The following is a 25,010-nucleotide window of genomic DNA, read 5'->3' on the forward strand; positions in this document are numbered from 1 at the left end:
TTTTGAACTACCGATTTGGTCTAATTGGTTATCCAATTCAACATTCTTTATCACCTTGGATACATAAAAGGTTTATGGAGAAAACAAGAAGTAATGGATCGTATGAAAAAGTTGAAATTTTGCCTACTGAACCATTTGAAGACAAGCTAATTCAGTTAAAAAAAGAGCGATTAGATGGATTTAACGTAACGGTACCTTATAAACAAGCGATTATTCCCTTTCTTGATGAAATAGACCCTACTGCATGGACCATAGGTGCTGTGAATACAGTGGTGAATATTGATGGCAAATGGAAAGGCTATAATACCGATGGGATTGGTTATGTCCGATCCTTACAGTCTAAATACCCAGAGTGGTTCGCTAAGGCTAAAAAACGCGCGCTCATTCTTGGTGCAGGTGGAGCTGCTCGCGGAATATTTGTGGCATTAAAACATGCGGGGTTTGCAAAAATAGATATTGCTAATCGTACATTACAAAATGCTGACTCGATTATAGAGATCAGCCCGCAAAATGCTGCTGCTTTAACGTTCAGTGATGCAAAGGAAAAACTTCAAGAATATGATGTTCTGATACAAACAACATCTGTTGGAATGAAGCCATCGATTGAACAGTCAATTATCGATTTGAAGGACTTACATTCAGTCATAGCTAGTGATATTGTTTATCAGCCAATTAAGACTACTTTTTTACAGCAAGCTGAAGATAATGGACTCTCTATCCATTACGGTCATACAATGTTGCTCTATCAGGCGCAATATGCATTTGAAATATGGACAGGTATAAAGCCGTCTGTAATCGGAATGGATGAGGAATTACAACGTATATTGGAAGGAAGATAATATGTTATCAGGAAAACAAAAACGTTTTTTACGTGCAAAAGCAAATCAACTGAAACCAATTTTTCAAGTAGGTAAAATTGGTGTAAACCAAAATATGATCGAACAAATTATAGATGCCTTAGAAAAGCGTGAGTTACTTAAGGTCAGTATATTACAAAATTGTATGGAAGATAAAGATACTGTTGCGCGTTTATTAGCAGAAGGTACAGGAGCCGAAGTCGTGCAAATTATTGGCAATAATATTGTCTTGTATAAGGAATCTGAAGAAAATAAGCAAATTCATCTGCTGTAGGTGACACGATGAAACATATTGGTATTTTAGGTGGAACGTTTGACCCACCACACATGGGACATTTAATTATAGCAGAAGAAGTAAGGATAGCATTGCAGTTAGATGAAGTGTGGTTTATTCCTTCCTATACACCACCTCATAAAGCCCAAACAAAAACGAGTGCTCGTGATCGCTTAAATATGGTTAAGCGCGCAATCCAAGACAATCCTTTTTTTAAAGTGAATACAATCGAACTGGAGCGAAGCGGTAAATCGTATACGATTCAAACAATAAAGGATTTACAGGAACAACATACGGATACGACATTTTATTTTATTATAGGTGGAGACATGATTGAATATTTGCCAAAATGGCATCGAATAGAGGAGCTTATACAGTTAATTGAATTTGTTGGAGTACAAAGGCCGAATTATTCAATAGAAACTCCTTATCCCATTACTGTAGTGGATATTCCATTAATGGAGATTTCTTCGACTTTCTTGCGAGATCGTATGAGACAAAACAGATCGGTACACTACTTCCTTCTTCCATCCGTATATAACTATATGAAGGAGCATCAATTATATGAACATTGATCTAATAAAGGAGAAAGTAGAACCTCATTTAACAATAGAACGGTATGAGCATACATTACGTGTGGCAGAGACGGCAATTCAATTAGCTATACGCTTTGATGCATCAAAGGAAAAAGCTCAACTTGCAGGTATTTTACATGATTATGCAAAATATCGCTCGAAGGAGGAATTGGCAAGTTGGATCGAAACATCTGATTTGCCCAATACATTACTCGATTTTCATCATGAATTGTGGCATGGACCAGTGGGAGCGCTAATGGTAGAACGTGATTTTGGAGTGGAAGACTTGGAAATTCGTAATGCTATTCATTACCATACAACTGGAAGAGCAAAAATGAGTAAACTAGAAATGATCATTTTTTTAGCTGATTACATTGAACCAGGAAGGAAATTTCCGGGAGTGGATGAAGTAAGGAAAACATCTAAACAAGATCTAGAACATGCCTGCCTAATGGCATCGCAGAATACAATTAGGTATTTAATGTCGAAACAAGCTACAATCTACCCGGATACATTTCATACGTATAATGATTTAACTAGAAGGGTCTACGGAGGTTAGCACTAATGGAAAATAAAAATATTATTCAACTTGTTGCGGAAGCTTGTGATGATAAGCGTGCAGAGGATATCATTGCCTTGGATATGAATGATGTATCTTTAGTGGCAGATTACTTTTTAATTTGCCATGGTAATAATGAGCGACAAGTCCAAGCTATTGCAAGAGGGATTAAAGATAAAATGGACGAACATGATATATCTTTAAAACGATTAGAGGGATTTGAACAAGCTAGGTGGATATTAGTTGATATTGGAGATGTCGTTTGTCACATTTTCCATAAAGATGAACGTCATTATTACAATCTAGAACGTCTTTGGGGAGACGCTTCCCAGGTCTCTATTCAATTGGAACAGGATTGATATCGATGGTCTACAAACGAATGGCAAATGTATATGATATCTTGATGAAGGATGCACCATATGATCAGTGGATACAATTTACAGAAAATCTAATTCAGGGAAGAAACATCCAGCAGATAGCAGATTTAGGATGTGGTACAGGAGAAGTTGCCATTAAGCTAGCAAAAAAAGGCTATCAAGTAACTGGAGTTGACTATGCAGTTGATATGCTTACGTACGCTGAGCATAAAAGTAGCAAAGAAAAACTTCCGATTCAATGGATATGTCAGGATTTACGCCATCTTGATGGGTTGCAATATCAAGATTTAGTGATTAGTTACTGTGATGTTATTAATTATATAACTACGGAATCAGAATTAAGGGATACATTTAAGCGTATTTATCATGCTTTGAAACCAGCTGGTTTATTTTTGTTTGATATTCATGCTATTTCATTTATAACAAATCATTATATCAACGAAACATTTGCTGAAGTTAATGACGAAGCATCTTATATTTGGTTTTGTAATGAGGGAGAGCAGCCTGGAGAAATGCATCATGAGCTTACTTTTTTTATGACGAATGATGATGGTATCAGTTATTCTCGCTTTGACGAGGATCATTATCAGCGAACATTTTCTATTGATTTTTATAAAAATTTATTAATGGATGCTGGTTTTAAAAATATAAAAGTCTACGGAGATTTTTCGGTAAAAGAAGATAATATAACGAAAAATACTGCAAGAATTTTCTTTTCAGTCGAGAAATCCTCAGAATAATTATGTCTTCTGAGGACTTTCTCGTAAAAAGGGATTAGAAGTGTGTTTGTCGAAGAATGTATAGGTAAATATCTTTCCTCACCTTTTCCCCGAACAAAGGAGGTGAACCCTTGTACTTCGATCGTATTAAAAAAATTCTCTTCTTAATCGGAATCCCTATCACTATTATTATATTACTGATTGTAATGAGCGATAGAAGTAACAACGAAGATGAGACACAAATAATAGATAAGAATGAACCGAAAGATCCAGATGATCCATTGTCAGACAAAGCAACATCCAATGAAGCGCTAATAGATGATCAGCAAATGGTGGTTGATGTTAAAGGTGAAGTGAATAAACCAGGAGTTTATGAAATGGAAGAAGAAGATCGTGTGATTAATGCTATTGAAATAGCTGGTGGTTTTACAGAAGAAGCGGATCAAACGCAAGTTAATTTAGCACAGCGAATTCAAGATGAAATGGTTATTTCTGTAGTTAAAGAGGGAGATACTGAAGCCCAAACCTTATCCGTAAACGAAAAGGATAAGCTTCATCTTAATCAAGCAACTTTGGAAGAAATTGAAGCATTAAATGGTATCGGTCCAACAAAAGCAGAAGCAATCGTACAATATCGAGAAGAAAATGGACTGTTTAAAAGTGTAGAGGACTTATTGAATGTTTCAGGAATCGGTGAAAAAACGCTTGAAGCATTTCAAGAAGATATTCAAGTTCCGTAATAATGTATCAACTTAAAAAGGGGAATAGAGGATGGAACGTATTTCTTGGGATCAATATTTTATGGCGCAAAGTCACTTATTATCACTTCGCAGCACGTGCACTAGACTAATGGTAGGCGCTACAATTGTTAGGGAAAAACGCATTATAGCTGGTGGTTACAATGGCAGTGTTTCTGGCAGTGTTCACTGTATTGATGAAGGATGCTATGTCATTGACGGCCATTGTGTACGAACAATTCATGCAGAAGCAAATGCATTATTACAGTGTGCAAAATTTGGTGTTCCTACACAGAATGCTGATATTTACGTTACACATTTTCCTTGCCTACAATGCTGTAAGCAACTAATTCAAGCAGGAATTCGTACGGTGTATTATGCAGAAGATTATCATAACCATGAATATGCTATTCAATTATTTAAAGAAGCAGGTGTGACAACGAAAAAAGTAGAGCTAAACTACTTGGCTGTTGATACCGCTTATACCGAAAAACAAATATATATTCAGGAGCTTTTTCGTAAATTGGAAACTACAGATATAGATACAAGCGAATTAGAAGCATGGAAAAAGAAGGCTACCCAATTATTTGATTTAAGCAAAAGGTGAGGCTGTGAGCGGAAATTGGCACTATCCAGCGCTTGCAGCTACTGTGAGCATCGTTGCTGTATTCGTCGAACAATTTAGTATCATCGTAGTTTGGTTTATAAGTTTGATGTTTTTATTTTATAGGAGGAGGATAGCTGCATTACCACTTATGCTATCTCTCCTATCCACTATCTTTTTTTACTTCTACATCCCACAACTGGACGTTATGTTAAATCCAGTGAACCAACCTCTAAATGAACGTAGAATTCTATCTGGTCAAATTATCTCTCCAATCAACCAAACCTCAGAAATGATATCATTTACTTTCCAAGAAAAAGCTTCTCCTTTCAGTATTGCTATTACGTATTTCCACTCCGGCCAGGATGAATTGAAACCTTTGGTAGAACTGCAGTTTGGAGCAGAATGTACGATCGATACATTAATTGAATTACCTAACACTGCAACAAATCCTGGACAATTTGATTACGCTAAATTTTTAAAGACAAAAGGGATTGCTTACGAAGCAACACTGTCTAATTTAGATGATGTAAACTGTCGGAAGACAGATGGGATCTTACATTATATTTTTCAATTTCGCATGCAATTACTTAGCTACATTGATCATCATATCAGTGAAGATGCCGCTGTATGGGTTCGTGCTCTGGTTTTAGGCGATGACTCTGGTATAGATGATACAACGATTGATTTATTTCAAAGGTGGGGACTTAGTCATCTCTTAGCTATTTCAGGATTGCATGTCGGTTTAGTAATCTCTATGTTGTATTTTATTTTTATTAAAATGAATGTAACAACGAAAGAAACAGCTCATTGGATCATGATGTTAGGTTTGCCGGTTTATGCCATTTTAGCAGGCGGAGAACCATCTGTATGGCGCGCCTGTTTAATGACTCTACTCGTTATTGTTATAATGAAATTAAAATGGAGAATTAATACTACAGATGTAATAAGTATGATTTTTCTCTTGCTCATCTTAGTTAATAATACAATTATCTATCATGTTGGTTTCCAATTTTCCTTTTCTGTAACATTTGGTTTATTGTTATCAAGGCGTGTTATCGCAAGAGATGAATCAAGAATTCGCCAACTATTATGGATTAGTTTTGTTGCGCAAATGACGATTCTCCCCTTGCAATTTTATTATTTCTACACATTCCAACCGTTATCCTTACTTTTAAATGTCATCATTGTTCCTTATTTCACACTCTTTGTTATTCCAACTATGTTTATATTGCTTATTACTTCACCAATATCGTTGCTTCAATCATTTTTTGATCATTCATTTGTAACCATTCACTCTATATTTATAAATTTCCTTGAGATCATTGATCACTACTTCAATTACCCATTTGTAATTGGACCTTTATCTGTTCTTGCAATCCTAATGTACTACCTTACATTTATTAGGTTTATGCAGTTTATAGAGCGTAAGAAACAAGCAACAGCTTTCTATTACGGGTTTTTACTTGTTGTTATCCTTGTTAGTGATGCATCAAGACCTTATTTTTCTCCTTGGGGATCCGTGACAATGTTGGATGTCGGCCAAGGGGATGCATTTGTCATTGAAATGCCATACCGAAAAGGTGTAATAATGATTGATGCAGGTGCAACCTTTTCCTTTAATGATCAAAAAGCAACGAATTCCGTTTTTAAACAAGTGATTAAACCATTTTTGCATGCGAAAGGAATTTCATCTATTGACACTATTTTTATCAGTCATGAAGATACAGATCATATGGGGAGTATTCCGTTTATTCTCCATGACTTTACAGTGAAGTCAATAATAATTAGTGATTTTTACGATCAAGGGAATCTGCCGGTTTCTAATTCGAAAATAAATTTATATAGGGTGAAACGTGGAGATACGATAAAAATGAAAAACCTTGTCTTTCATGTCTTATCTCCAACTAATGACAAGTCCTCACCAAATGAGAATTCATTAGTGTTGTATACAGAGCTAGGGGGTAAAAAATGGTTATTTACAGGCGATATTAGCAAAGATGAAGAAGCAGAAATAATTCATACTTATCCAAACTTAACCGTTGATGTTTTAAAAATTGCTCATCATGGTAGTCAAACATCTTCAGATAAGCAAATGTTAGACCAGCTGAAACCAGATATCGGATTAATCTCCGTCGGAAAAAATAATACGTATGGTCATCCAGCCCGAGAGGTGATTCAACTATTAGAATCACATGATATGTCAATACTTCGAACCGATCGTCATGGAGCTGTTCAATATCATTTTAAAGCAAATAAAGGAACATTCTTTCAAGTTTTGCCATAAGAATATATCATCATCGCTTAACATAATAAAAAGAGACTGTATAACAGTCTCTTTACTACGTTCATTTATGTAATGAACTTGGGAATTATGAACCGGCTACACTGACAATTACTCCAATAGCAAATATTACGAGAAAGAAAATAAAGGAGAACGCAAAGCCTTTAATGGAATCTACAACGTCATTATTTTTAGATTGAATCTCTTTTTCAAATTCGTTCACAAAAACCCCTCCTATATCACCATTAGTATAAATTAAATAATTAAAAAAATCCATACTTGCAGTTATTTTTTCGTCAAAGATGAATCATCCCAAATTTAGAAAGACTTAACATCTATACTTTTTACTTAGAAAGGAAAATCTATAGGTAAATCCAAATATCGCTTGGTCAGCTGTTTCTAGGGCAGGTGAGTCAGGCGTTGATATAGATTGGAGAGGGAAGAGAGATGCTTCCTCTCTTTCCCTCTCTTAAATTCCTTGCCATTCTTTGAATTGCGCTTTACCATTATATATAGTTAAAGAAAATAGTTGGAGTGAATGGCATGTCATACTTAGATGTAGCTAAACAAGTTAAAAAGAATAACATAGCTTCGGTATATTTAATTTATGGAAATGAATATTATTTTATACAGAACCTAAAGAAATATTTAACAAAAGCTGTAATTGGAGAAGAAACAGATAATTTGTCCACATATGATTTAGAAGAAACACCCATTCAGGAAGTTATTGCTGATGCAGAAACCTACCCTTTTTTTGGTGAACGTAAACTAATCTTCGCTACAAATGCATCATTTTTAAAAGCAAAACCAGATAAGCTTTCCTTTGAGCATAAATTAGAAGTATTGCAGCAATATCTTCAATCTCCAGTTGAATATTCTGTACTTGTTCTCATTGCTCCATATGAAAAGATCGATGAGCGAAAGAAAATAACCAAGCTGCTAAAAAAACAAGGAACAGTTGCTATTTGTAATCCCATAAAAGAATATGAATTGAAGACATGGATCAATCAACTTGCTGATCAAATGAAAGTGACTGTTGAAGATAATGTGTATGATATGCTCGAATCAGAGCTTTCAACTAATTTGAATTTATTAGAAACGGAATTAAAAAAATTGGCAATGTTTGTTGGTGAAAATGGGGTAATTACAAAAGAGGTTGCGGATGATTTACTATCCCATACTACTACTGATTCCTCGCTTAGACTCGTTGATGCAGTAATGAATCGAGACTTATATAAGGCGATAAGTATTTATAAAGATTTGGAAAAAATGAAAGAAGAACCAATTGCACTAATAGGTTTACTAGCTTTTCAATTTCGAACCATTCTTCGTGTGAAATTATTGAAGCAAAGAGGATATAGTCAATCCCATATGCAAAAACAACTCGGAGTGCATCCATATGTTATTAAGATAGCCATGCAACGCGAACGAAATTTTACTATCGAAACGTTGGAATACTTCATTACGCAATTGGCTGAAGCAGATGCTACTTTAAAAAGAGGTACAATGGAAAAAGATCTAGCCTTTGAAATCTTACTTTATCAATTAATCAATGGGAAAACAGCTTAATGTGTTTTAAATAAAAAACGATCCTTCGAAGGATCGTTTTTATGATTATGCACCAAGCTGGTTCACTTTTTGAGCCAAACGAGATTTTTGACGGTTTCCAGTGTTTTGATGAATAATTCCTTTTTGAACAGCTTTATCAATTGATTTGATAGCAGTTTGTAAAGCAGCGTTCGCATTTTCTTTATCTTTAGACGCAATCAATTTTTCAACATGCTTGATTTGAGAACGCATTTCAGTTTTCTTCGTATTGTTGTTTGAACGTTTTTTGCTGTTTGTTTCAACACGTTTAATTGCAGATTTAATATTAGCCATTGTTCCTTCACCTCCTAAAAAACATCATCACAAATATCGAATGTATTTGTTTTATCCTAAAGTGAAACAGATTACATTTTGTCTCTGGACAAGAGACATTTTACCAAACGAAAGGAACCTTTTCAATAGCTTTAACCGTAAATGTATGAGTTTCGATATTTTGTTAACGCTATTATTAGTATCTTTCGGAAAGGATGATGAAACGATGAATGAGAATAATGACAAGTTAGTTCCATATCAAGTAAGGACAGATTTAGCAGTAGAAGCAAAGGATATGTATGTTGAGCAGCAAGAAAACCCTGATGAGCAGAAAGTGAAGGGTGTAACCATAAAGGAGAGAGAACAAGATGGGATTAGAATCTCTTATGTTGAGATAAATGAGACAGGAGCTGATTTATTAGGAAAGAAGCCTGGATCCTATATTACGATCCATGCGGATGGTGTCAAACGACAGGATACAAAGCGACAAGAATTAGCGGCAAAGGTGTTAGCCAAAGAGTTAGAAGAACTTATTAAAAATAACGATATACCAATTGAAGGGAAAGGTCTAATCGTAGGATTAGGTAATTGGAATGTTACACCAGATGCGCTTGGTCCAATGTCCGTTGAAAAAGTTTTAGTAACCAGCCATTTATTTGAGATGGAGCATGAATCAGTATCTGATGGATATCGCCCAGTAGCAGCAGTAACTCCTGGTGTCATGGGAGTAACGGGGATCGAAACGAGTAACATTATATTTGGAATTGTGGATAAATATCAACCTGATTTTGTGATTTGTATTGATGCATTAGCTTCTCGTTCTATTGAGCGTGTGAATGAGACAATTCAACTTTCTAACACAGGTATCCATCCAGGTTCTGGGGTAGGTAATAAACGTAAAGAGATTAGTAAGGAAACATTGGGTGTTCCTGTAATTGCTATCGGTGTGCCAACTGTCGTTGATGCTGTGACCATTGCTAGTGACACAATTGATTTCTTGTTAAAACATTTTGGTAGAGAGTGGAAGGAAAAAGATGATCCTTCTAAGTCACTAACACCTGCAGGCTTATCATTTGGAGACAAACGTTTAACAGATGAGGATTTACCAAATGAAGAAAAGCGTCAAACCTTTATGGGGATTGTTGGAACTCTACCAGACGAAGAAAAGAGAAAACTAATTACTGAAGTACTAACTCCACTAGGGCATAATCTAATGGTTACACCAAAAGAAGTAGACGGATTTATGGTTGATATGGCAAGTGTTGTTGCAAATGGGATAAATGCAGCGCTACATGAAACCGTGGATGTTGATAATTTTACTTCCTATTCTCGGTAGTATTTCTCTATCACGTCTTAAATTATTTAAGAGATTTGGTTCTAGTCTCTATTTTTACGACATAGAGTGAACTATAAAGAAGTCGTGAAATTAGGAAAGGGTGGAACCATGAACGTGAAACTCAAAAGCGGCGTAAACCTGTTTTATAAAAGAAGTGGTATCTACATTGCAGGTTTAATTATCGTTTGTATATTAATTGGTCTAATAACAACTGTTAAGCCGGCATATCGGTTATCCTCTGGAATAATAACGAGTTGGACAAGTGATATAAACAGTGCGACTTTTTTATATTTACTAGGGTTAGAAAATCACGCTTTCCAACAAGCTTTTACAAAGGATCAATCTTTTCCTGATTTTTCATCTACTATCTTTCAACTAGCTACAAGTGTTAAACCAGATGATCCAAGAAGCCTCATCGGAAATGAATTACCAGGTTTTTCAACATTTGATAACCAAATCTTAATTGCTGGGGAAGGGACGAATTATACAAACCTCCCGTTTGAATCCTCCCCACCATTAAAAGAGGTTTTAAAAGATAGGCAAGCAGTCATTAATGATGATGAAGAAAAAGAATCACAGGAAAGCGTAGAAAGTAAAAATGAACCTACTACTGGTAATAAAAATGTAGTATTCCTATATAATTCTCATAACCGTGAGTCGTTTTTGCCGCATCTACCAGATGTAACCGATCCTAATCATGCACACCATAAAGAAGTAAATATTACAAAAGTAAGTGAGCGGTTAGCTAAAACATTACAAACTAAGGGAATTGGAACAGCTGTTGATCATACAGATATTATGGCAGAACTAAATAAAAAGGGATGGGATTATGGAAAATCCTATGAAGCTTCACGAGAAGTAGTTTCTGAGGCCTTTTCAACAAATAAAGATATTCAATATGCATTTGACATCCATCGAGATTCAATCGGAAGAGAGAAGACGACCAAAGAAATCAACGGACAATCCTATGCAAGGATTATGATCGTAGTGGGCGCGGAACATGAATCCTATGAAAGGAATCTTGAGTTAGCTACTGAATTACATTACATGATAGAAGAACGATATCCAGGTTTAAGTAGAGGAGTTCTACCCAAAAAGGGTGAACTAACAAATGGAATTTTTAATCAGGATATTTCAAATAATGCGCTACTACTGGAATTTGGTGGAGTGGAGAATAATCTGGATGAACTTTATCGCTCGGCAGACGCTCTTGCAGAAGTCTTTAGTGAAATGTATTGGAATGCTGAAGAAGTGAATGCAGCTTCATAGGAGGTATGGGAAATGGCTCGAACTTTAATCGTACTATTATTACTTGCTGTATGTTTTTTAACTGGGGTTGTCTATGGAAATGGTCATACAGAAAAAAATACAGATGATATAGAAATGGCGAGTTTACCATCTGAAGCAAATTCTGATTCCAATCAACCAGAGTCAGAGGAGGTGGTACAACGAACGACCAACAAAACCACGGCTGATGGAACTGTGGAAACCGATGGGCCATCACCTGTAACGGAAAAAACAGCTTCCATTATTGAAGCTGGTGTAACGGGGCTATATGAAGTTATTGTAGAGGTTCTCTATCAAATCTCGCAACTGTTCTTCTAATGAGTTTAAACGAGGCAGAGATAAAAGTGATATGCTCTCTTCAAAGTAGACAGATCAAAAATAACATCTGCTATTTTAGAGAGTTTTTTTCGGTTTTTAGCAGCTCATATTTGTCACTTCGACCGGTAACAATTTAAGTGATGTCTCATCCCAACTTTTTATTCGTTGTTGTAAGTAACGTCGTTGTTCTTGAACATCCATGCTTCTATTGCTATAATCAATGCTAGTCATTGTCGCTGATAATTTAACACTTTTATCACCAAATTACTGATAAAAGTAAGTAGGAGTGAACATCACTAATGGCAAAAATCAAAAGAAACGTGCGTAATTTTTCGATTATTGCACATATCGATCATGGCAAGTCTACATTAGCGGATCGAATATTAGAAAGAACGAAAGCAATTACACAAAGAGAAATGAAAGATCAATTGCTTGATGCGATGGATCTAGAAAGAGAACGAGGAATTACGATCAAGTTAAATGCAGTTCAATTAAATTATCAAAGTAATCATGGTGAGGATTACATCTTCCATCTTATTGATACACCGGGACATGTCGATTTTACATATGAAGTTTCGAGAAGTCTTGCTGCATGTGAGGGTGCAATTCTTGTAGTTGATGCAGCTCAAGGCATTGAAGCGCAAACGTTAGCAAATGTTTATTTAGCTTTAGATAATGATTTAGAAATTATCCCAGTAATAAATAAAATTGATTTGCCGAGCGCAGACCCAGAACGAGTAAAACAAGAATTGGAAGATGTTATCGGTATAGATAAAGACGATGTCATTCTCGCTTCGGCAAAATCAAATATTGGTATCGAAGAGATTCTAGAAAGAATAACCACAGACATACCAGCTCCTACTGGAGACACGGAAGACCCATTAAAGGCTTTGATTTTCGACTCCTTATATGATCCTTACAGAGGTGTCATTGCTTATGTATGTATTAAAGAAGGATCACTTAAAGTAGGGGATAAAATTAAAATGATGGCTACTGGAAAAGAATTTGAAGTTAATGAATTGGGCGTTTTTAGTCCAAAACCAATTCGTAAACATGAATTAACTGTTGGCGATGTTGGTTACTTAACAGCATCCATTAAAAATGTGGGTGATTCCAGGGTTGGAGATACAATTACATTAGCGAGCTGTCCAGCTGCCGAACCGTTACCTGGGTATAAACGTTTAAATCCAATGGTTTTTTGTGGACTTTATCCGGTCGATGCCAAAAACTACAATGACCTTCGAGAAGCATTGGAGCGACTGGAGTTAAATGATTCCTCACTACAATACGAGGCCGAAACGTCACAGGCATTAGGATTTGGCTTTCGTTGTGGGTTCTTAGGTCTTTTGCATATGGAAATTATTCAGGAACGTATTGAAAGAGAATTTAATATCGAATTAATTACAACAGCACCGAGTGTAATATATGAAGTGGAGCAGGCAAATGACGAAATTATTTCGATAGACAATCCTTCTGTTATGCCAGATCCGCAACAGATTAAAGATGTTAGAGAACCGTTTGTGAAAGCTACAGTCATGGTTCCGAATGATTACGTTGGGTCGGTAATGGAAATATGTCAGAAAAAACGCGGACAATTTATCGATATGGAATATTTAGATGAAATCCGTGTCAATATTACCTACCATATTCCTTTATCTGAGATCGTTTATGATTTCTTTGACCAACTAAAATCACAAACAAAAGGATATGCTTCCTTTGATTATGATATAATTGGTTATCGTTCCTCTGATTTAGTAAAAATGGATATTTTATTGAATGGAGATACCATTGACGCACTTTCCTTTATTGTACATCGTGATTTTGCTTATGAACGAGGAAAGCACATCGTCGACAAATTGAAAGAACTAATTCCAAGACAACAATTCGAGGTTCCTGTTCAAGCTGCCATCGGGAATAAAATCGTAGCCAGATCTACCATTAAAGCGATGCGAAAAAATGTTTTATCCAAATGTTATGGTGGCGATATTTCACGTAAACGTAAACTATTGGAGAAACAAAAAGAAGGTAAAAAAAGGATGAAAATGGTAGGTTCTGTCGAAGTTCCTCAAGAAGCCTTTATGGCAGTATTAGAAATGAATGATGATTAAATCAGCGCTTCTTACAGACATTGATACCAAATAATAGATGCTCTGCCACCGTAATTAAATATTGGGTGGCAGAGCTATTTATTTTCACTCACCATCCTTTTGAAGATGTCCACTGTTTGATTACGCATGTTTTTTTAGATGTAGGTAGGTATCAAGAGTAAGGAAGCTGCTAGGGACCTAATCTTTTCTGGATGTTTTTAATGGGATAAAAAAAGTCAGTCAAATAACTGTGGCTGTGGATTCAGGATGCTCTTAAAAAACAAATTGTAGAGCGGGTGTTCAGCGCGACGTTTAAATAGGGTGTTCCATCAGTGAGAAATGTACGGTGAACCATCATTTTAAATTTGATGAACTCTGAATATGCATATTAACATCAGGTGTAATCTCGATTTCCTTATACACTTTTTCCCATTCGTGATTTTTAAGAAAATCTGGGTACTTTGAGTTTAGTTGTTTTTGGATCGCTAATATATCGCTTTGTGCTTCCTTTATAATTTCTGTCACTTCCTTTGCATTTTCAGTTAAGAATGTTGATGCTTTTTTATCTAATTCTTGATTGGTCACTTTCTTTGGTGAGCCTGCCAGACTTTGGAGTCTACCGTATAAATCCACTTTAATCGTTAACTGCACCTTCCCAGATGATTTATCAACAGTTAAATCTGACTTCTGCTTAACCTTTTCTACGAAAACACTAAATTCATCTGTTTTTTCATTGTCGTTAGTGATTTGCATTACGGGAGGCTTCTCGATTTTACCTTGCATAAATAATGCAAGAGAGGTTTGGTCTATTGATAATACCTCGCCAGTATAATAATCATTTTTAAATAGTGCTGTACCTAATAACTCTACACGATTTAAGTCAGATTTTTGAATATAAGGGATCATTGCATCTTTTTCTTTATCTACTACTTCACTCCAAAGTGTAAAGGTATTAGCTTTAGGTATATGCGTTTCTTTTTCCGCATTTTCAAATAAGTTTAATATATAAAAAGCAATAGGACTTTTACTTATTTGGAGTGACAAAATTTCGCTTGCCTTCCCCTTAGTAATAGCAACTTTAGATGTTAAATACCCTTGTTTGGACCTAACAATGGGTTCAAATAAAGAGGATATACTTTCTTGTTTTGCAAGATCTTCTCCAACTAATACCAAAAAAGCCTTACTGATATCCATATCTCCAGAAATTTTATTTACTAATTCGTTATTGATTTTAGAAACACTTACTCCATCAGCCTCAATTATTTCATCAGACAAATCAAATTGCCCACCACCACTGCCGCGAAGGTTCAATTCCCGGACAGCCCCTTGAATGTTTTCAGGATTTTGTTCATCGATATCAAAGCTGATTCCATTAATGATTCTTTTTTTGTTTAAATTGGTCTGATCCCAGCACCCGGTCATCGATAGTAGAATGAAAATGCAAGAGACAACTATAGTGAATTTTTTCATGATGGATGCTCCTTTTTTTTCAATATGTAGGAGAATAGTAATAGAATGAATGGAATCATAAATATAACAACATAACTGATTGAGTTAAGATACTTAGCATATAATTCAAAAGATTGGTCTGATTTACTAGCTAATAGAAAAAGAACATAAACGATCGCGCCATTGATATACACAAAGTAGTTATTCTTCTTAGGAGCGGTGGTTTTCCAATGACTTGCAAAATAGATATACACTACAATCGACATTACAACAGGAATGCTCCATAAAGGTAAAAAGATAAGGTCAATTCGATCGATCATATTAAAGTGTAAGGGCCTAAACATATATACGATCGGAAGTTTTAATTGATTAATCATTGCTGGGTTTAATATGACGAAAGCAATTACGGTTAGATATACAGTTATCGCTACTACAAAAATATTAGAAAATGTAATAACTTTTAAAAATGTTTTCCCTTTGTGTCTTGCACTTGAATAAAGAAATAAAATGATTTCAAAACCATATAATGCAAGAAGAGATTCTTTAAGCCCTTTTATTATATTCGACATGCCGGAACTCCCAACTGGTGTTAAATTCATTACTTCTATTGGTAATGAAAAAGATAGAAACGATAGCAAGATGACAAACATAATGGATACAGATAATATAGTAAATACCCTTACAATAATTTGCAGGTTGCTGCTGCACAAATAAATACATACTGCTAACAGTAGAAAGCCAATTGCCCAGTGAGGCGAAAATGTTAGTAATACATTTTTAACTAATTTACTCGATGCAATTAAAATATAGGTTGAAGTCAGTATGAGGTATATATATGTGATTACATTAAAAATGTATCCCAAGTGTGCACCGAGAATTTTTTTAGTTAATTCAAAATATGATAAAGAAGGGAAACGTCTTAATAACAACCAATACAACACAATTACTAATTGTACAGTGCATCCAGCTAGAATAATGGATATCCATCCATCTGATTTTGCGGTTTGCTGTAAGGTATTTGGTAGATAAAGGATACCAAAACCAATTTGAACTTGAATAAGTAATAAGAATAATTGTGATTTTGTAATAGGTTCCGCTGCACTCATTTAAATTCCCTTTCTATAAAGTGACATTTATTAGATTTATTTTTTGGATCTCACAAATGAATCTTTGATACCATTAATATCAAGTGGAGATAATGGATAGAAATAAGGTCTGTCAAAAGATTTTAGTTTACATAAATGTATGATTAGGAGCGTGAACGATGCAGTTAGTCCTAAAAACCCAAATGTATTAGATAAAATCATAAATGGAAAAGCGAGTAATCTAACTCCAGTCCCCATTTGATTAACGGGAGCAACGAAAGAAGCTATGGCAGTTAATGCGATAACTACAATCATTACATTGGAAACTAGACCGGCTTCTACAACTGCTGTTCCAATCACTAATCCTCCTACAACTCCAATTGTTTGTGCGATAGGTGACGGAAGTCGAATCGATGCTTCTTTTAATAACTCCAAAACAACCTGCATAGTAATAGCTTCCCAAAAAGGTGTTAAAGGAACAAACTCGGTTTGTACTCTCAATGCATATAGTAAACCGAGTGGCAATATTTCGGTGTGAAAGGATACAACAGAAATATAGAGCGAAGGTAGAATGATGGCAATGATGAAACTTACTAAACGAATAATACGAAAAAAAGTACCTAAGAACCAGCGGTTATTATAGTCATCTGGTGATTGATAAAAGCTGAAAAAGGTGATAGGTAATACCAGCACTTGTGGATTTTCATCCAGAATTAATACTATTTTCCCCTCTGATAAATAAGCCTGAGCTCTGTCAGGTCTTTCGGTAGTCAAAACTTGTGGAAAAACCGTATAGCTGTTATCCTCGATGTGCTCTTCTAACTCACCGGAAGATTGTATTTTGTTCGCTTTAATATTACGTATCCTTCTTATGACTTCTTTCAATACCTCATGGTCGACTAAGTCTTCAATATACAATAACCTTGCTTCGGTTTGCGCCTTCCTCCCCACTGTGAAATTTTTGATTACTAGGTTCTCGTGTTTATTTCTTTTTTGAAGCAGAAAAACATTGGTATTGAGATCTTCGGTAAAACCATCACGTGGTCCTTTTATTATTTTTTCATTCTCCGGCTCTGCTATTGCACGATTTTGTGTATTGGGTACTGGTATGATGATCGCTTTCTTTTCTCCTGGTATTAGCAGAACGAGGTTGCCATGTTTTAAGGATTGCACAATATCTTGTGTTTTCTGTTCGGTTTTAATTTCTGCAGATTGAATAATGGAGGAAATCCTATGAAAAATATCACTTTTATGTATTAATTTAAGATGTTCTGAGTTGAAAAAATGAAGAATCGGATCAAACACATTTTTTTCAAAAGAACTTTTATCTACCATTGAATCTAGATATATACAAATGCATTGCATTTCTTGAATGTATAGTGTTCTTGTCTTAATATCATCTGACTGGAACATTGCTTTTTTAATCAGGTCTACTTTAATATTTATGTCATAAGTAGAACTAGGGCGTTTTGAGGGCATAATAGGCTCCTTTAATATAAATACATTTATTTGTCAGTTTGTACAAAAATAGCTTTAATATACGAAGGGGGATACGTGTGTTACAATTTAGATAAATTGATATTGTTAGGAGGAGTTTTTACCGTTGTTCTACAATCCCGCCCCAATAATGAGTAAAGGATTTAAATCAAATTTAAGAAACTTAAACTTTGCCAAATAGCTTAGCTCAGAAAGAAAGCAATTATTGTTAAGATGAACAAGAGTAAGGAATTCTGCTAGGATCTAATCTTTTCCGAATATCTTTAATGGGTGCTTCTTGTTCTTTTTAAAGTACAACCTAGTGAAATAACACAATGTTCACTTCCTTTGACATTCGTTTTTCTCTTGGCAGGAAAAGCAAATCAGCACATGGTTACTTTGAATAATTCCATATAAAAAACCACTTCTGAAGTAAATTCTGTCGCAGCATAAATCACATTTACCAATGTACTCTTTTTCCATAAATCCTCCTTATCCACTTGCTTTTTCTATTATTTAATTTCTGTCATCTTAAAGTACTTGACAAAATAATTTATTTATGCTATAATTTACTTTCTGAATAACACGTTATATAATAGGATTCTCCTGGCCAGGTGAATCCTATTTTTATTGCTCTAAATGAAGGAGTGTTGTTGAATGAAAAAAGATGAGTCGAGCTTAACTTCATTAGTAGCAGCTTTTGGTCGAGCTTACCATAGTCAATTCGATACACCTAAGATTTTTGATGATTATTTAGCTAAAGATTTATTTTCGCAAAAAGAATGTAACGACATCAAAGACAATATGGTCCAAGGCATACAGTTCTTCAATAAAGAAATAGCGCAAAAGTTCGAAGGTAATACAGATGAAATATTAAAATGGATTACTCAGGTTCAACTTTCTCCAACGCCATTGGCACGAGCGGCATATTGTGAAAATGTATTACTTAATGAAGTCAGGTTAGGATTAAAACAATATGTCATACTTGGTGCTGGGTTAGATACTATTTGTTTCCGTCACCCAGAATTGAAAAACAGCTTAGAAATATTTGAAATTGATTATCCAGCTACACAGGCATTTAAAAAGAAAAAGCTGGATCAAGCTAATTTCAACATCCCTAGTAATCTTCATTTTGTTCCTATGGACTTCACCCAAAAGTTTTCCTATCAAAATCTAATAGATGAAGGGTTTGATAACCAAAAAACTTTCTTTAGTCTTTTAGGAGTTTCTTATTATTTAACACAAGAGGAAAATGCCAACTTGATAAATAAATTATTTACCAAAGTTCCATCAGGAAGCTCTCTAGTTTTTGATTATGGAGATGATAAACTTTTTAAAGAAAAAGGAATGTCTAATCGAGTTCAAAATATGATTCAAATGGCTTCGGCTAGTGGTGAGCCAATGAAATCGTGTTTTACGTATGAGGAAATAGAGGAAGTGTTAGCAGACGCAGGTTTACTCATTTATGAACATTTATCGCCTGTTACGATTAATCATCGATTCTTTCATAATCGTACTGACTATTTGTCTGCTTTCGAAACGATTCATTACATCCATGCTGTAAAAAAGTAATAGTTTAGGTTAATAAAAACTTACTTCCTAATCTTCTTTAAGATTGGGAGGTAAGTTTTTATAAGGTTTATATATTTTATTTATTCATAAGTACTCCACAATCTCGATTTTGTTTTATAATAAGGAAGAATAAATTTAAAAGGTATTTATAAGGACAGTAAAATTCAAAACTAATATGATTCTACCCTGCCGACCTCAAATAGGTGGTAATTATAATTAAAGCAAGATACATTTAAATTCGATTCACTAATTAAACACTTTTAAAACGTTGGTGTAACCATACTTGATAATTGCAACTTGTTATAATAAAATACACAAGAATATACCTTTGAAATAAGAAATCTTTATGGCATGATTAAAAATGAATGATTATTATCTGAAAAAGAAGGGGAGAGCTGTTTAATAGAAAATATAGCAGTTTCCCTTTTTCCATGTTTGGAAGGAGCAATAATATGAATGCAATTCAATCTGTATATATTCATATCCCATTTTGTCAGCAAATTTGTCACTACTGTGATTTTACAAAGTTTTTTTATAACGAGAAACTTGCTGATGATTATATTGAGGCATTGAAACACGAGATCAATGCTTATGTAACGGAGAATGGAAACGATGTAAAAACGATATTTATTGGCGGAGGAACCCCAACCGCACTAACGGTAAGCCAGTTAGATGCTTTGCTTTCGTTTATCAAACAAAAATTTGACATATCCCGTTGTGGGGAATTTTCGATTGAAGCAAATCCGGGGGATTTTACCGAAGATAAAGTGAAATTATTAAAATCTTACGGTGTGAATCGAGTGTCGCTAGGCGTCCAAGTTTTTGATGATCAAATGTTACAAGAGTTAGGTAGACTGCATAAAGTGAAAGATGTGTATCAGACTATTGAGTTATTGCAAAACAATGGAATCACAAATATTAGTACAGATTTAATCTATGCGTTACCAAAGCAAACCATTAAACATTTTGAAGCATCACTTAATCAAGCGATGGCACTTGGACTTCCGCATTTGTCAACATATGCTTTGCAAATAGAACCCAAAACGGTGTTCTATCAACGACATAAAAAAGGAAAGCTTCATCGACCTGCGCAAGATGAAGAGGTAGAGATGTATCAAATATTAAAGGATACGACAAAAAAACATGGATTAAATCAATATGAAATAAGTAATTTTGCAAAACCAGGATTTGAAAGCAAGCATAACCTTACGTATTGGGATAATAAATTCTATTATGGTTTCGGAGCTGGAGCTTATGGATATATACCAGGTGAAAGATATGGTAATATTAGGCCTTTACCCGCATATATAAAAAAAGCAATAGCTGATGGGAAGCCTGTATTACATGTTGATCCTATAAGTGAAAAGGAACAAATAGAAGAAGAAATGTTTTTAGGTTTACGTAAAATGCAAGGGGTCAGTAAGCGAGCATTTACGAGTAAGTTTGGTTTTCCTCCTAGTAGATTATATGCATCGTCCATTAATGAGCTCAAACGAAAAGATTGGTTAAAAGAAGCTGGCGATTACCTTCAACTAACTGAGGATGGCAAGTTGCTTGCGAATGAAGTATTTGAGAGATTCTTGCTGGAGGAAGAAGTTGCGGATATGAATTAAGAAATAATAATAGTCTGTCCTTTACAGGCTATTTTATTATGCTCTCGTGTGAGTATAAATGTAGAATTCATTTCATTGACAAAAAAAAGTGGATTTGGTACTTTAATAATAGCATTAGCACTCGAGAGGGATGAGTGCTAACAGAGGTGATCATCATGTTAACAGAAAGGCAGTTATTGATTTTACAGGTCATTATTGATGATTTCATCGAGTCGGCGCACCCTGTTGGCTCACGTGCTATATCAAAAAAAGACGATATTCCTTATAGTGCTGCCACGATTAGAAATGAAATGGCTGACCTAGAGGATATGGGATTTCTTGAGAAAACACATTCATCTTCAGGTCGTGTTCCTTCAGAAAAGGGATATAGATATTATGTGGATCATTTGATTTCACCTAGTATTTTACATGAAGATGGAGATGTCATTAAGCATATTGTTAATGACGGCTTCTTTGAGTTTGAACAAATTGTTCAAATGTCGGCGGAAGTATTATCACAATTAACGAATTATACATCGATCATTCTTGGTCCTGAAATTTTTGAGACAAAGCTGAAACAATTGCAAATTATAACATTATCTTCAAATACTGCGGTAGCTATTCTCGTTACAAATACTGGTCATGTTGAACATCGATCCTTTACTATTCCGACTGAGATTAACCCTTCTGATTTAGAAAAGTTGGTTAACATTCTTAACAACCAATTGTCAGGAGTACCGATTATTCAATTAGCGGATAAGTTTAATACGGAGATTGTATCGATGTTAAATCAGTATGTTTCTGACATAGGAAAATCCTATCAATATTTGAATGAAGTGCTTTTTCATGAGCATCCTGTCAAATTATATATTGGCGGAAAAGCAAACATGCTCATGCAGCCAGAATTTAATGATGTTGATAAAATAAGATCCTTTTATTCAATGATTGAAAATGAGGATAAAATAGCACATCTATTAAAGCAATCAAATGGCGGAATTAAGGTTTCCATTGGACAAGAAAATGATGTGGATGCGATTAAAGACTTTAGTTTAATTACTGCTGCTTATCATCTTGGAGAAGGTCAAATGGGAACGATCGCTTTACTAGGACCAACAAGGATGGAATATCGGAGAGTAATTTCGTTATTAAATATTCTTTCTCATGAAATGACAGATGCATTATATATGTGGTATAAAAACAATGGATAAATAATTGGTTTTATACCGTCTTGCTGTAATTCGTATTGTTTCTTTCGACAGCATGACATGTTATAGTGAATGATGGTTATTTTAAAATGGAGGTGTCAGACGTGGAAGAACAGGATAAGCATTCAACATCCGCTACGCAAGAAGAGGAAAAAGCGGATGGTCAAACAGTGAAGGAAGCAGAAGCCGATGAAACTATTGAAATTATCGATTCCAATGAAGGGAACGATACGGCTGACAAGAATGAACAAGTCTCAGAATTGCAATCAAAAGTAGATGCTTTACAAAAGGAAAAAGATGAACTGCAACAGCGTGTCCTTCGAATTCAAGCGGAGTTTGATAATTATAAGAAGCGGACGTTGAAAGAAAAAGAAGCGGACCGTAAATATAAATCTCAAGACTTGATTCAAGAATTATTACCTGCCTTAGATAACTTTGAAAGAGCATTGCAGGTTGAAAAAACAGATGAAAATGCAGGTTTAATTGATGGCATTACGATGGTATATAACCAAGTGAAGGAAGCCATTGTTTCACAAGGAGTTGAGGAGATCGACACAGTAGGTGAAGAATTTGATCCTAATCTACATCATGCAGTGATGCAAGTGGAAGATGAAGAAAAATCCTCAAATACAATCGTAGAAGAATTGCAAAAAGGGTATAAGCTAAAAGACCGTGTTATCCGACCAGCAATGGTTAAAGTAAATAAATAATTGGTTTGGTAGTTAAGGAGGAAATAATGATGAGTAAAATTATTGGTATTGACTTAGGTACAACAAATTCCTGTGTGGCTGTAATGGAAGGTGGAGAATCTGTAGTAATTCCTAACCCAGAAGGAAATCGTACAACCCCATCTGTAGTTGCATTTAAAAACGGTGAGCGTCAAGTTGGTGAAGTAGCAAAACGACAAGCAATTACAAACCCAGACACGATTCAATCAATCAAACGTCATATGGGTACCGATTATAAGGTGAAGATAGAAGATAAAGAATTTACTCCACAAGAAGTTTCTGCGATTATCTTACAGCATATTAAATCATATGCAGAGGACTATATTGGTGAACCAGTAAGCAAAGCTGTTATTACTGTTCCTGCGTACTTTAACGATGCGGAGCGTCAAGCAACAAAAGATGCTGGTAAGATTGCCGGTTTAGAAGTAGAACGTATTATTAATGAGCCAACTGCTGCTGCACTTGCATATGGCATTGATAAAGAAGATGAAGACCAAACGATCTTGGTTTACGACTTAGGTGGAGGTACATTTGATGTTTCTATTTTAGATATCGGTGACGGTACATTTGAAGTAGTTTCTACCGCTGGAGATAATCGTCTTGGTGGAGATGACTTTGATGATGTTATTATTGATCATATGGTACAAGAGTTTAAAAAAGAAAATGGAATTGACCTTTCTAAAGATAAAATGGCAGCTCAACGCCTAAAAGACGCTGCAGAGAAAGCGAAAAAAGATCTTTCCGGTGTAGCCCAAACCCAAATTTCATTGCCATTTATTACGGCCGGTGAAGCAGGACCATTACACTTAGAAATGAACCTAACTCGTGCTAAGTTTGAAGAACTTTCTTCTGATCTAGTTGAACGTACAATGGTTCCAACCCGCAATGCTCTATCTGATGCAGATTTATCAGCTAGTGATATTGATAAGGTAATTCTTGTTGGTGGTTCTACACGTATCCCAGCAGTACAAGAAGCAATCAAAAAAATGATCGGTAAAGACCCTTCAAAGGGAGTAAACCCTGATGAAGTCGTTGCGTTAGGAGCTGCTATTCAAGGTGGCGTTCTTCAAGGTGATGTAAAAGATGTTGTTCTTCTTGACGTAACCCCATTATCTTTAGGGATTGAAACAATGGGTTCTGTAACAACAAAATTAATTGAGCGTAATACTACTATTCCAACAAGTGAATCACAAGTATTCTCAACAGCTGCGGATAACCAAACTGCTGTAGATATTCATGTGCTTCAAGGTGAACGCGAAATGGCTGCCGATAATAAAACATTAGGTCGCTTCCAGCTAACAGATATTCCGCCAGCACCAAGAGGAGTACCACAAATCGAAGTTTCATTCGACATTGATGCAAACGGTATTGTAAATGTTCGTGCTAAAGATTTAGGTACAAATAAAGAACAATCCATTACGATTAAATCTTCTTCTGGCCTTTCTGATGATGAAGTAGACCGTATGGTAAAAGAAGCAGAAGAAAATGCGGAAGCAGATAAGCAACGTCGTGAAGAAGTTGAACTTCGTAATGAAGCAGATCAATTAATCTTTACAACGGATAAAACGATTAAAGATTTAGGCGACAATGTTTCAGATGAAGAAAAACAAAAAGCAGAAGCAGCTAAAGAAGAATTACAAAAAGCAATTGAAGCTGATGACCTAGATCAAATAAAAGAAAAGAAAGAAGCTTTACAAGAACAAGTACAACAGCTTTCTGTTAAAATGTATGAGCAAATGCAACAAGAGCAACAAGCTCAGCAATCACAAGATGGTTCAGGTAATGACGACGATGTAGTTGATGCTGATTATCAAGAAGTAGATGATGAAGAAGATAAAGATAAAAAATAAACGCGATAACAGGATATCACCATATTAAGGATTCCTAGTTTCCTTATCCTGTAAACAAAAAAGTCAAAGTCAGGATCCTCTTGGCTTTGACTTTTTTACACGTTTATTGGTTTGTATGATCATTTGCCACGATGGTTAAGATGGTGGTAAGATAGAAGCTATGCAAAAGTGTGTATCGG

The 25,010-nt window shown here is 35.1% G+C and carries 24 protein-coding genes; 19 read left to right on the forward strand and 5 right to left on the reverse strand.

Annotated features, from left to right (window positions below):
• Positions 1-2: 2 nt before the first annotated feature.
• The 9 genes from aroE (at position 3) to BN990_RS09030 (ending at position 6,989) form a co-directional block, all read left to right on the forward strand.
• Entirely contained in the window at positions 3-839 is an 837-nt protein-coding gene (aroE, locus tag BN990_RS08990; protein ID WP_021291046.1) for a shikimate dehydrogenase, read from the forward strand.
• 1 nt (position 840) lies between these two features.
• Complete coding sequence (gene yhbY / locus BN990_RS08995) at positions 841-1,131, forward strand: ribosome assembly RNA-binding protein YhbY (RefSeq protein WP_038243672.1); 291 nt, start codon at positions 841-843, stop codon at positions 1,129-1,131.
• An 8-nt stretch (positions 1,132-1,139) separates the two neighbouring features.
• Complete coding sequence (locus BN990_RS09000) at positions 1,140-1,706, forward strand: nicotinate-nucleotide adenylyltransferase (protein WP_021291048.1); 567 nt, start codon at positions 1,140-1,142, stop codon at positions 1,704-1,706.
• On the forward strand, positions 1,696-2,265 hold the full coding sequence (gene yqeK / locus BN990_RS09005) for a bis(5'-nucleosyl)-tetraphosphatase (symmetrical) YqeK (RefSeq protein ID WP_038243688.1): 570 nt from the start codon (positions 1,696-1,698) through the stop codon (positions 2,263-2,265). The genes BN990_RS09000 and yqeK overlap by 11 nt, the downstream gene beginning before the upstream one ends.
• Before the next feature lie 5 nt (positions 2,266-2,270).
• Positions 2,271-2,624, forward strand: a complete 354-nt coding sequence (rsfS, locus tag BN990_RS09010; protein ID WP_021291050.1) for a ribosome silencing factor — start codon at positions 2,271-2,273, stop codon at positions 2,622-2,624.
• A gap of 5 nt (positions 2,625-2,629) precedes the next feature.
• Positions 2,630-3,382 carry a class I SAM-dependent DNA methyltransferase gene (locus tag BN990_RS09015; RefSeq protein ID WP_021291051.1) on the forward strand — a complete coding sequence of 251 codons (753 nt, stop codon included), beginning with the start codon at positions 2,630-2,632 and terminating at the stop codon, positions 3,380-3,382.
• 110 nt (positions 3,383-3,492) lie between these two features.
• A complete protein-coding gene (locus tag BN990_RS09020; protein WP_021291052.1) occupies positions 3,493-4,101 on the forward strand; it encodes a helix-hairpin-helix domain-containing protein in 609 nt (202 codons plus the stop codon).
• A gap of 31 nt (positions 4,102-4,132) precedes the next feature.
• Positions 4,133-4,705, forward strand: coding sequence for a ComE operon protein 2 (locus tag BN990_RS09025; protein WP_021291053.1), 573 nt, complete (start codon positions 4,133-4,135; stop codon positions 4,703-4,705).
• Between the two features lie 4 nt (positions 4,706-4,709).
• Positions 4,710-6,989, forward strand: coding sequence for a DNA internalization-related competence protein ComEC/Rec2 (locus tag BN990_RS09030; RefSeq protein WP_038243690.1), 2,280 nt, complete (start codon positions 4,710-4,712; stop codon positions 6,987-6,989).
• An 85-nt stretch (positions 6,990-7,074) separates the two neighbouring features.
• On the opposite strand, the gene BN990_RS21870 is transcribed toward BN990_RS09030, so the two are convergent.
• Positions 7,075-7,209: a YqzM family protein gene (locus BN990_RS21870; protein ID WP_021291055.1), complete on the reverse strand. Its 135-nt coding sequence runs from the start codon at positions 7,207-7,209 to the stop codon at positions 7,075-7,077.
• Positions 7,210-7,529: 320 nt separating this feature from the next.
• Here BN990_RS21870 and holA point away from each other — a divergent pair, with 320 nt between their 5' ends.
• Positions 7,530-8,555, forward strand: coding sequence for a DNA polymerase III subunit delta (holA, locus tag BN990_RS09040; RefSeq protein WP_038243693.1), 1,026 nt, complete (start codon positions 7,530-7,532; stop codon positions 8,553-8,555).
• A gap of 45 nt (positions 8,556-8,600) precedes the next feature.
• Here the strand turns inward: holA and rpsT are convergent, their stop codons facing one another.
• Positions 8,601-8,867 carry a 30S ribosomal protein S20 gene (gene rpsT / locus BN990_RS09045; RefSeq protein ID WP_038243695.1) on the reverse strand — a complete coding sequence of 89 codons (267 nt, stop codon included), beginning with the start codon at positions 8,865-8,867 and terminating at the stop codon, positions 8,601-8,603.
• A gap of 205 nt (positions 8,868-9,072) precedes the next feature.
• Here rpsT and gpr point away from each other — a divergent pair, with 205 nt between their 5' ends.
• The 4 genes from gpr to lepA all read left to right on the forward strand — a co-directional run bounded on the left by gpr (position 9,073) and on the right by lepA (position 13,895).
• Entirely contained in the window at positions 9,073-10,182 is a 1,110-nt protein-coding gene (gene gpr / locus BN990_RS09050; protein ID WP_031335495.1) for a GPR endopeptidase, read from the forward strand.
• Between the two features lie 108 nt (positions 10,183-10,290).
• On the forward strand, positions 10,291-11,451 hold the full coding sequence (spoIIP, locus tag BN990_RS09055) for a stage II sporulation protein P (RefSeq protein ID WP_031335496.1): 1,161 nt from the start codon (positions 10,291-10,293) through the stop codon (positions 11,449-11,451).
• Between the two features lie 12 nt (positions 11,452-11,463).
• The gene (locus tag BN990_RS09060) at positions 11,464-11,787 is read left to right on the forward strand and encodes a hypothetical protein (protein WP_021291060.1); all 324 of its coding nucleotides are present in this window, start codon (positions 11,464-11,466) and stop codon (positions 11,785-11,787) included.
• Between the two features lie 299 nt (positions 11,788-12,086).
• Positions 12,087-13,895, forward strand: coding sequence for a translation elongation factor 4 (gene lepA, locus BN990_RS09065; protein ID WP_021291061.1), 1,809 nt, complete (start codon positions 12,087-12,089; stop codon positions 13,893-13,895).
• Positions 13,896-14,228: 333 nt separating this feature from the next.
• Here lepA and BN990_RS09070 read toward each other — a convergent pair whose 3' ends face one another.
• From BN990_RS09070 to BN990_RS09080, 3 genes are read right to left on the reverse strand one after another with little or no spacing between them, the layout of a single operon-like run.
• Positions 14,229-15,344: a Ger(x)C family spore germination protein gene (locus tag BN990_RS09070; RefSeq protein ID WP_038243699.1), complete on the reverse strand. Its 1,116-nt coding sequence runs from the start codon at positions 15,342-15,344 to the stop codon at positions 14,229-14,231.
• Positions 15,341-16,429, reverse strand: a complete 1,089-nt coding sequence (locus tag BN990_RS09075; RefSeq protein WP_038243703.1) for a GerAB/ArcD/ProY family transporter — start codon at positions 16,427-16,429, stop codon at positions 15,341-15,343. The genes BN990_RS09070 and BN990_RS09075 overlap by 4 nt, the downstream gene beginning before the upstream one ends.
• Positions 16,430-16,465: 36 nt before the next feature.
• Positions 16,466-17,887: a spore germination protein gene (locus tag BN990_RS09080; protein WP_051739072.1), complete on the reverse strand. Its 1,422-nt coding sequence runs from the start codon at positions 17,885-17,887 to the stop codon at positions 16,466-16,468.
• Positions 17,888-18,541: 654 nt separating this feature from the next.
• On the opposite strand from BN990_RS09080, the gene BN990_RS09085 reads away from it, so the two are divergent.
• The 5 genes from BN990_RS09085 to dnaK all read left to right on the forward strand — a co-directional run bounded on the left by BN990_RS09085 (position 18,542) and on the right by dnaK (position 24,831).
• Positions 18,542-19,456 (forward strand): class I SAM-dependent methyltransferase, encoded by a 915-nt coding sequence (locus BN990_RS09085; protein ID WP_021291065.1) that lies wholly within the window; start codon positions 18,542-18,544, stop codon positions 19,454-19,456.
• 452 nt (positions 19,457-19,908) lie between these two features.
• Positions 19,909-21,069, forward strand: a complete 1,161-nt coding sequence (hemW, locus tag BN990_RS09090; protein WP_021291066.1) for a radical SAM family heme chaperone HemW — start codon at positions 19,909-19,911, stop codon at positions 21,067-21,069.
• A gap of 155 nt (positions 21,070-21,224) precedes the next feature.
• On the forward strand, positions 21,225-22,256 hold the full coding sequence (gene hrcA, locus BN990_RS09095; protein ID WP_021291067.1) for a heat-inducible transcriptional repressor HrcA: 1,032 nt from the start codon (positions 21,225-21,227) through the stop codon (positions 22,254-22,256).
• A gap of 101 nt (positions 22,257-22,357) precedes the next feature.
• Entirely contained in the window at positions 22,358-22,963 is a 606-nt protein-coding gene (gene grpE, locus BN990_RS09100; protein ID WP_021291068.1) for a nucleotide exchange factor GrpE, read from the forward strand.
• Between the two features lie 29 nt (positions 22,964-22,992).
• The gene (gene dnaK / locus BN990_RS09105) at positions 22,993-24,831 is read left to right on the forward strand and encodes a molecular chaperone DnaK (protein WP_021291069.1); all 1,839 of its coding nucleotides are present in this window, start codon (positions 22,993-22,995) and stop codon (positions 24,829-24,831) included.
• Positions 24,832-25,010 lie beyond the last annotated feature (179 nt).

It is taken from the genome of Virgibacillus salexigens, assembly GCF_000723585.1.
Taxonomy (GTDB): domain Bacteria; phylum Bacillota; class Bacilli; order Bacillales; family Amphibacillaceae; genus Virgibacillus; species Virgibacillus salexigens.

What these genes read in the sequence shown, in the direction of transcription:
- dnaK (WP_021291069.1), top strand. Translation starts at nt 22,993, where the DNA reads ATGAGTAAAATTATTGGTATTGACTTAGGTACAACAAATTCCTGTGTG.
- holA (WP_038243693.1), top strand. Translation starts at nt 7,530, where the DNA reads ATGTCATACTTAGATGTAGCTAAACAAGTTAAAAAGAATAACATAGCT.
- gpr (WP_031335495.1), top strand. Translation starts at nt 9,073, where the DNA reads ATGAATGAGAATAATGACAAGTTAGTTCCATATCAAGTAAGGACAGAT.
- yqeK (WP_038243688.1), top strand. Translation starts at nt 1,696, where the DNA reads ATGAACATTGATCTAATAAAGGAGAAAGTAGAACCTCATTTAACAATA.
- rsfS (WP_021291050.1), top strand. Translation starts at nt 2,271, where the DNA reads ATGGAAAATAAAAATATTATTCAACTTGTTGCGGAAGCTTGTGATGAT.
- BN990_RS09080 (WP_051739072.1), bottom strand. Translation starts at nt 17,887, where the DNA reads ATGCCCTCAAAACGCCCTAGTTCTACTTATGACATAAATATTAAAGTA.
- BN990_RS09000 (WP_021291048.1), top strand. Translation starts at nt 1,140, where the DNA reads ATGAAACATATTGGTATTTTAGGTGGAACGTTTGACCCACCACACATG.
- BN990_RS09085 (WP_021291065.1), top strand. Translation starts at nt 18,542, where the DNA reads ATGAAAAAAGATGAGTCGAGCTTAACTTCATTAGTAGCAGCTTTTGGT.
- BN990_RS09060 (WP_021291060.1), top strand. Translation starts at nt 11,464, where the DNA reads ATGGCTCGAACTTTAATCGTACTATTATTACTTGCTGTATGTTTTTTA.
- rpsT (WP_038243695.1), bottom strand. Translation starts at nt 8,867, where the DNA reads ATGGCTAATATTAAATCTGCAATTAAACGTGTTGAAACAAACAGCAAA.
- BN990_RS09025 (WP_021291053.1), top strand. Translation starts at nt 4,133, where the DNA reads ATGGAACGTATTTCTTGGGATCAATATTTTATGGCGCAAAGTCACTTA.
- hrcA (WP_021291067.1), top strand. Translation starts at nt 21,225, where the DNA reads ATGTTAACAGAAAGGCAGTTATTGATTTTACAGGTCATTATTGATGAT.
- BN990_RS09070 (WP_038243699.1), bottom strand. Translation starts at nt 15,344, where the DNA reads ATGAAAAAATTCACTATAGTTGTCTCTTGCATTTTCATTCTACTATCG.
- BN990_RS09075 (WP_038243703.1), bottom strand. Translation starts at nt 16,429, where the DNA reads ATGAGTGCAGCGGAACCTATTACAAAATCACAATTATTCTTATTACTT.
- hemW (WP_021291066.1), top strand. Translation starts at nt 19,909, where the DNA reads ATGAATGCAATTCAATCTGTATATATTCATATCCCATTTTGTCAGCAA.
- lepA (WP_021291061.1), top strand. Translation starts at nt 12,087, where the DNA reads ATGGCAAAAATCAAAAGAAACGTGCGTAATTTTTCGATTATTGCACAT.
- spoIIP (WP_031335496.1), top strand. Translation starts at nt 10,291, where the DNA reads ATGAACGTGAAACTCAAAAGCGGCGTAAACCTGTTTTATAAAAGAAGT.
- yhbY (WP_038243672.1), top strand. Translation starts at nt 841, where the DNA reads ATGTTATCAGGAAAACAAAAACGTTTTTTACGTGCAAAAGCAAATCAA.
- BN990_RS09015 (WP_021291051.1), top strand. Translation starts at nt 2,630, where the DNA reads ATGGTCTACAAACGAATGGCAAATGTATATGATATCTTGATGAAGGAT.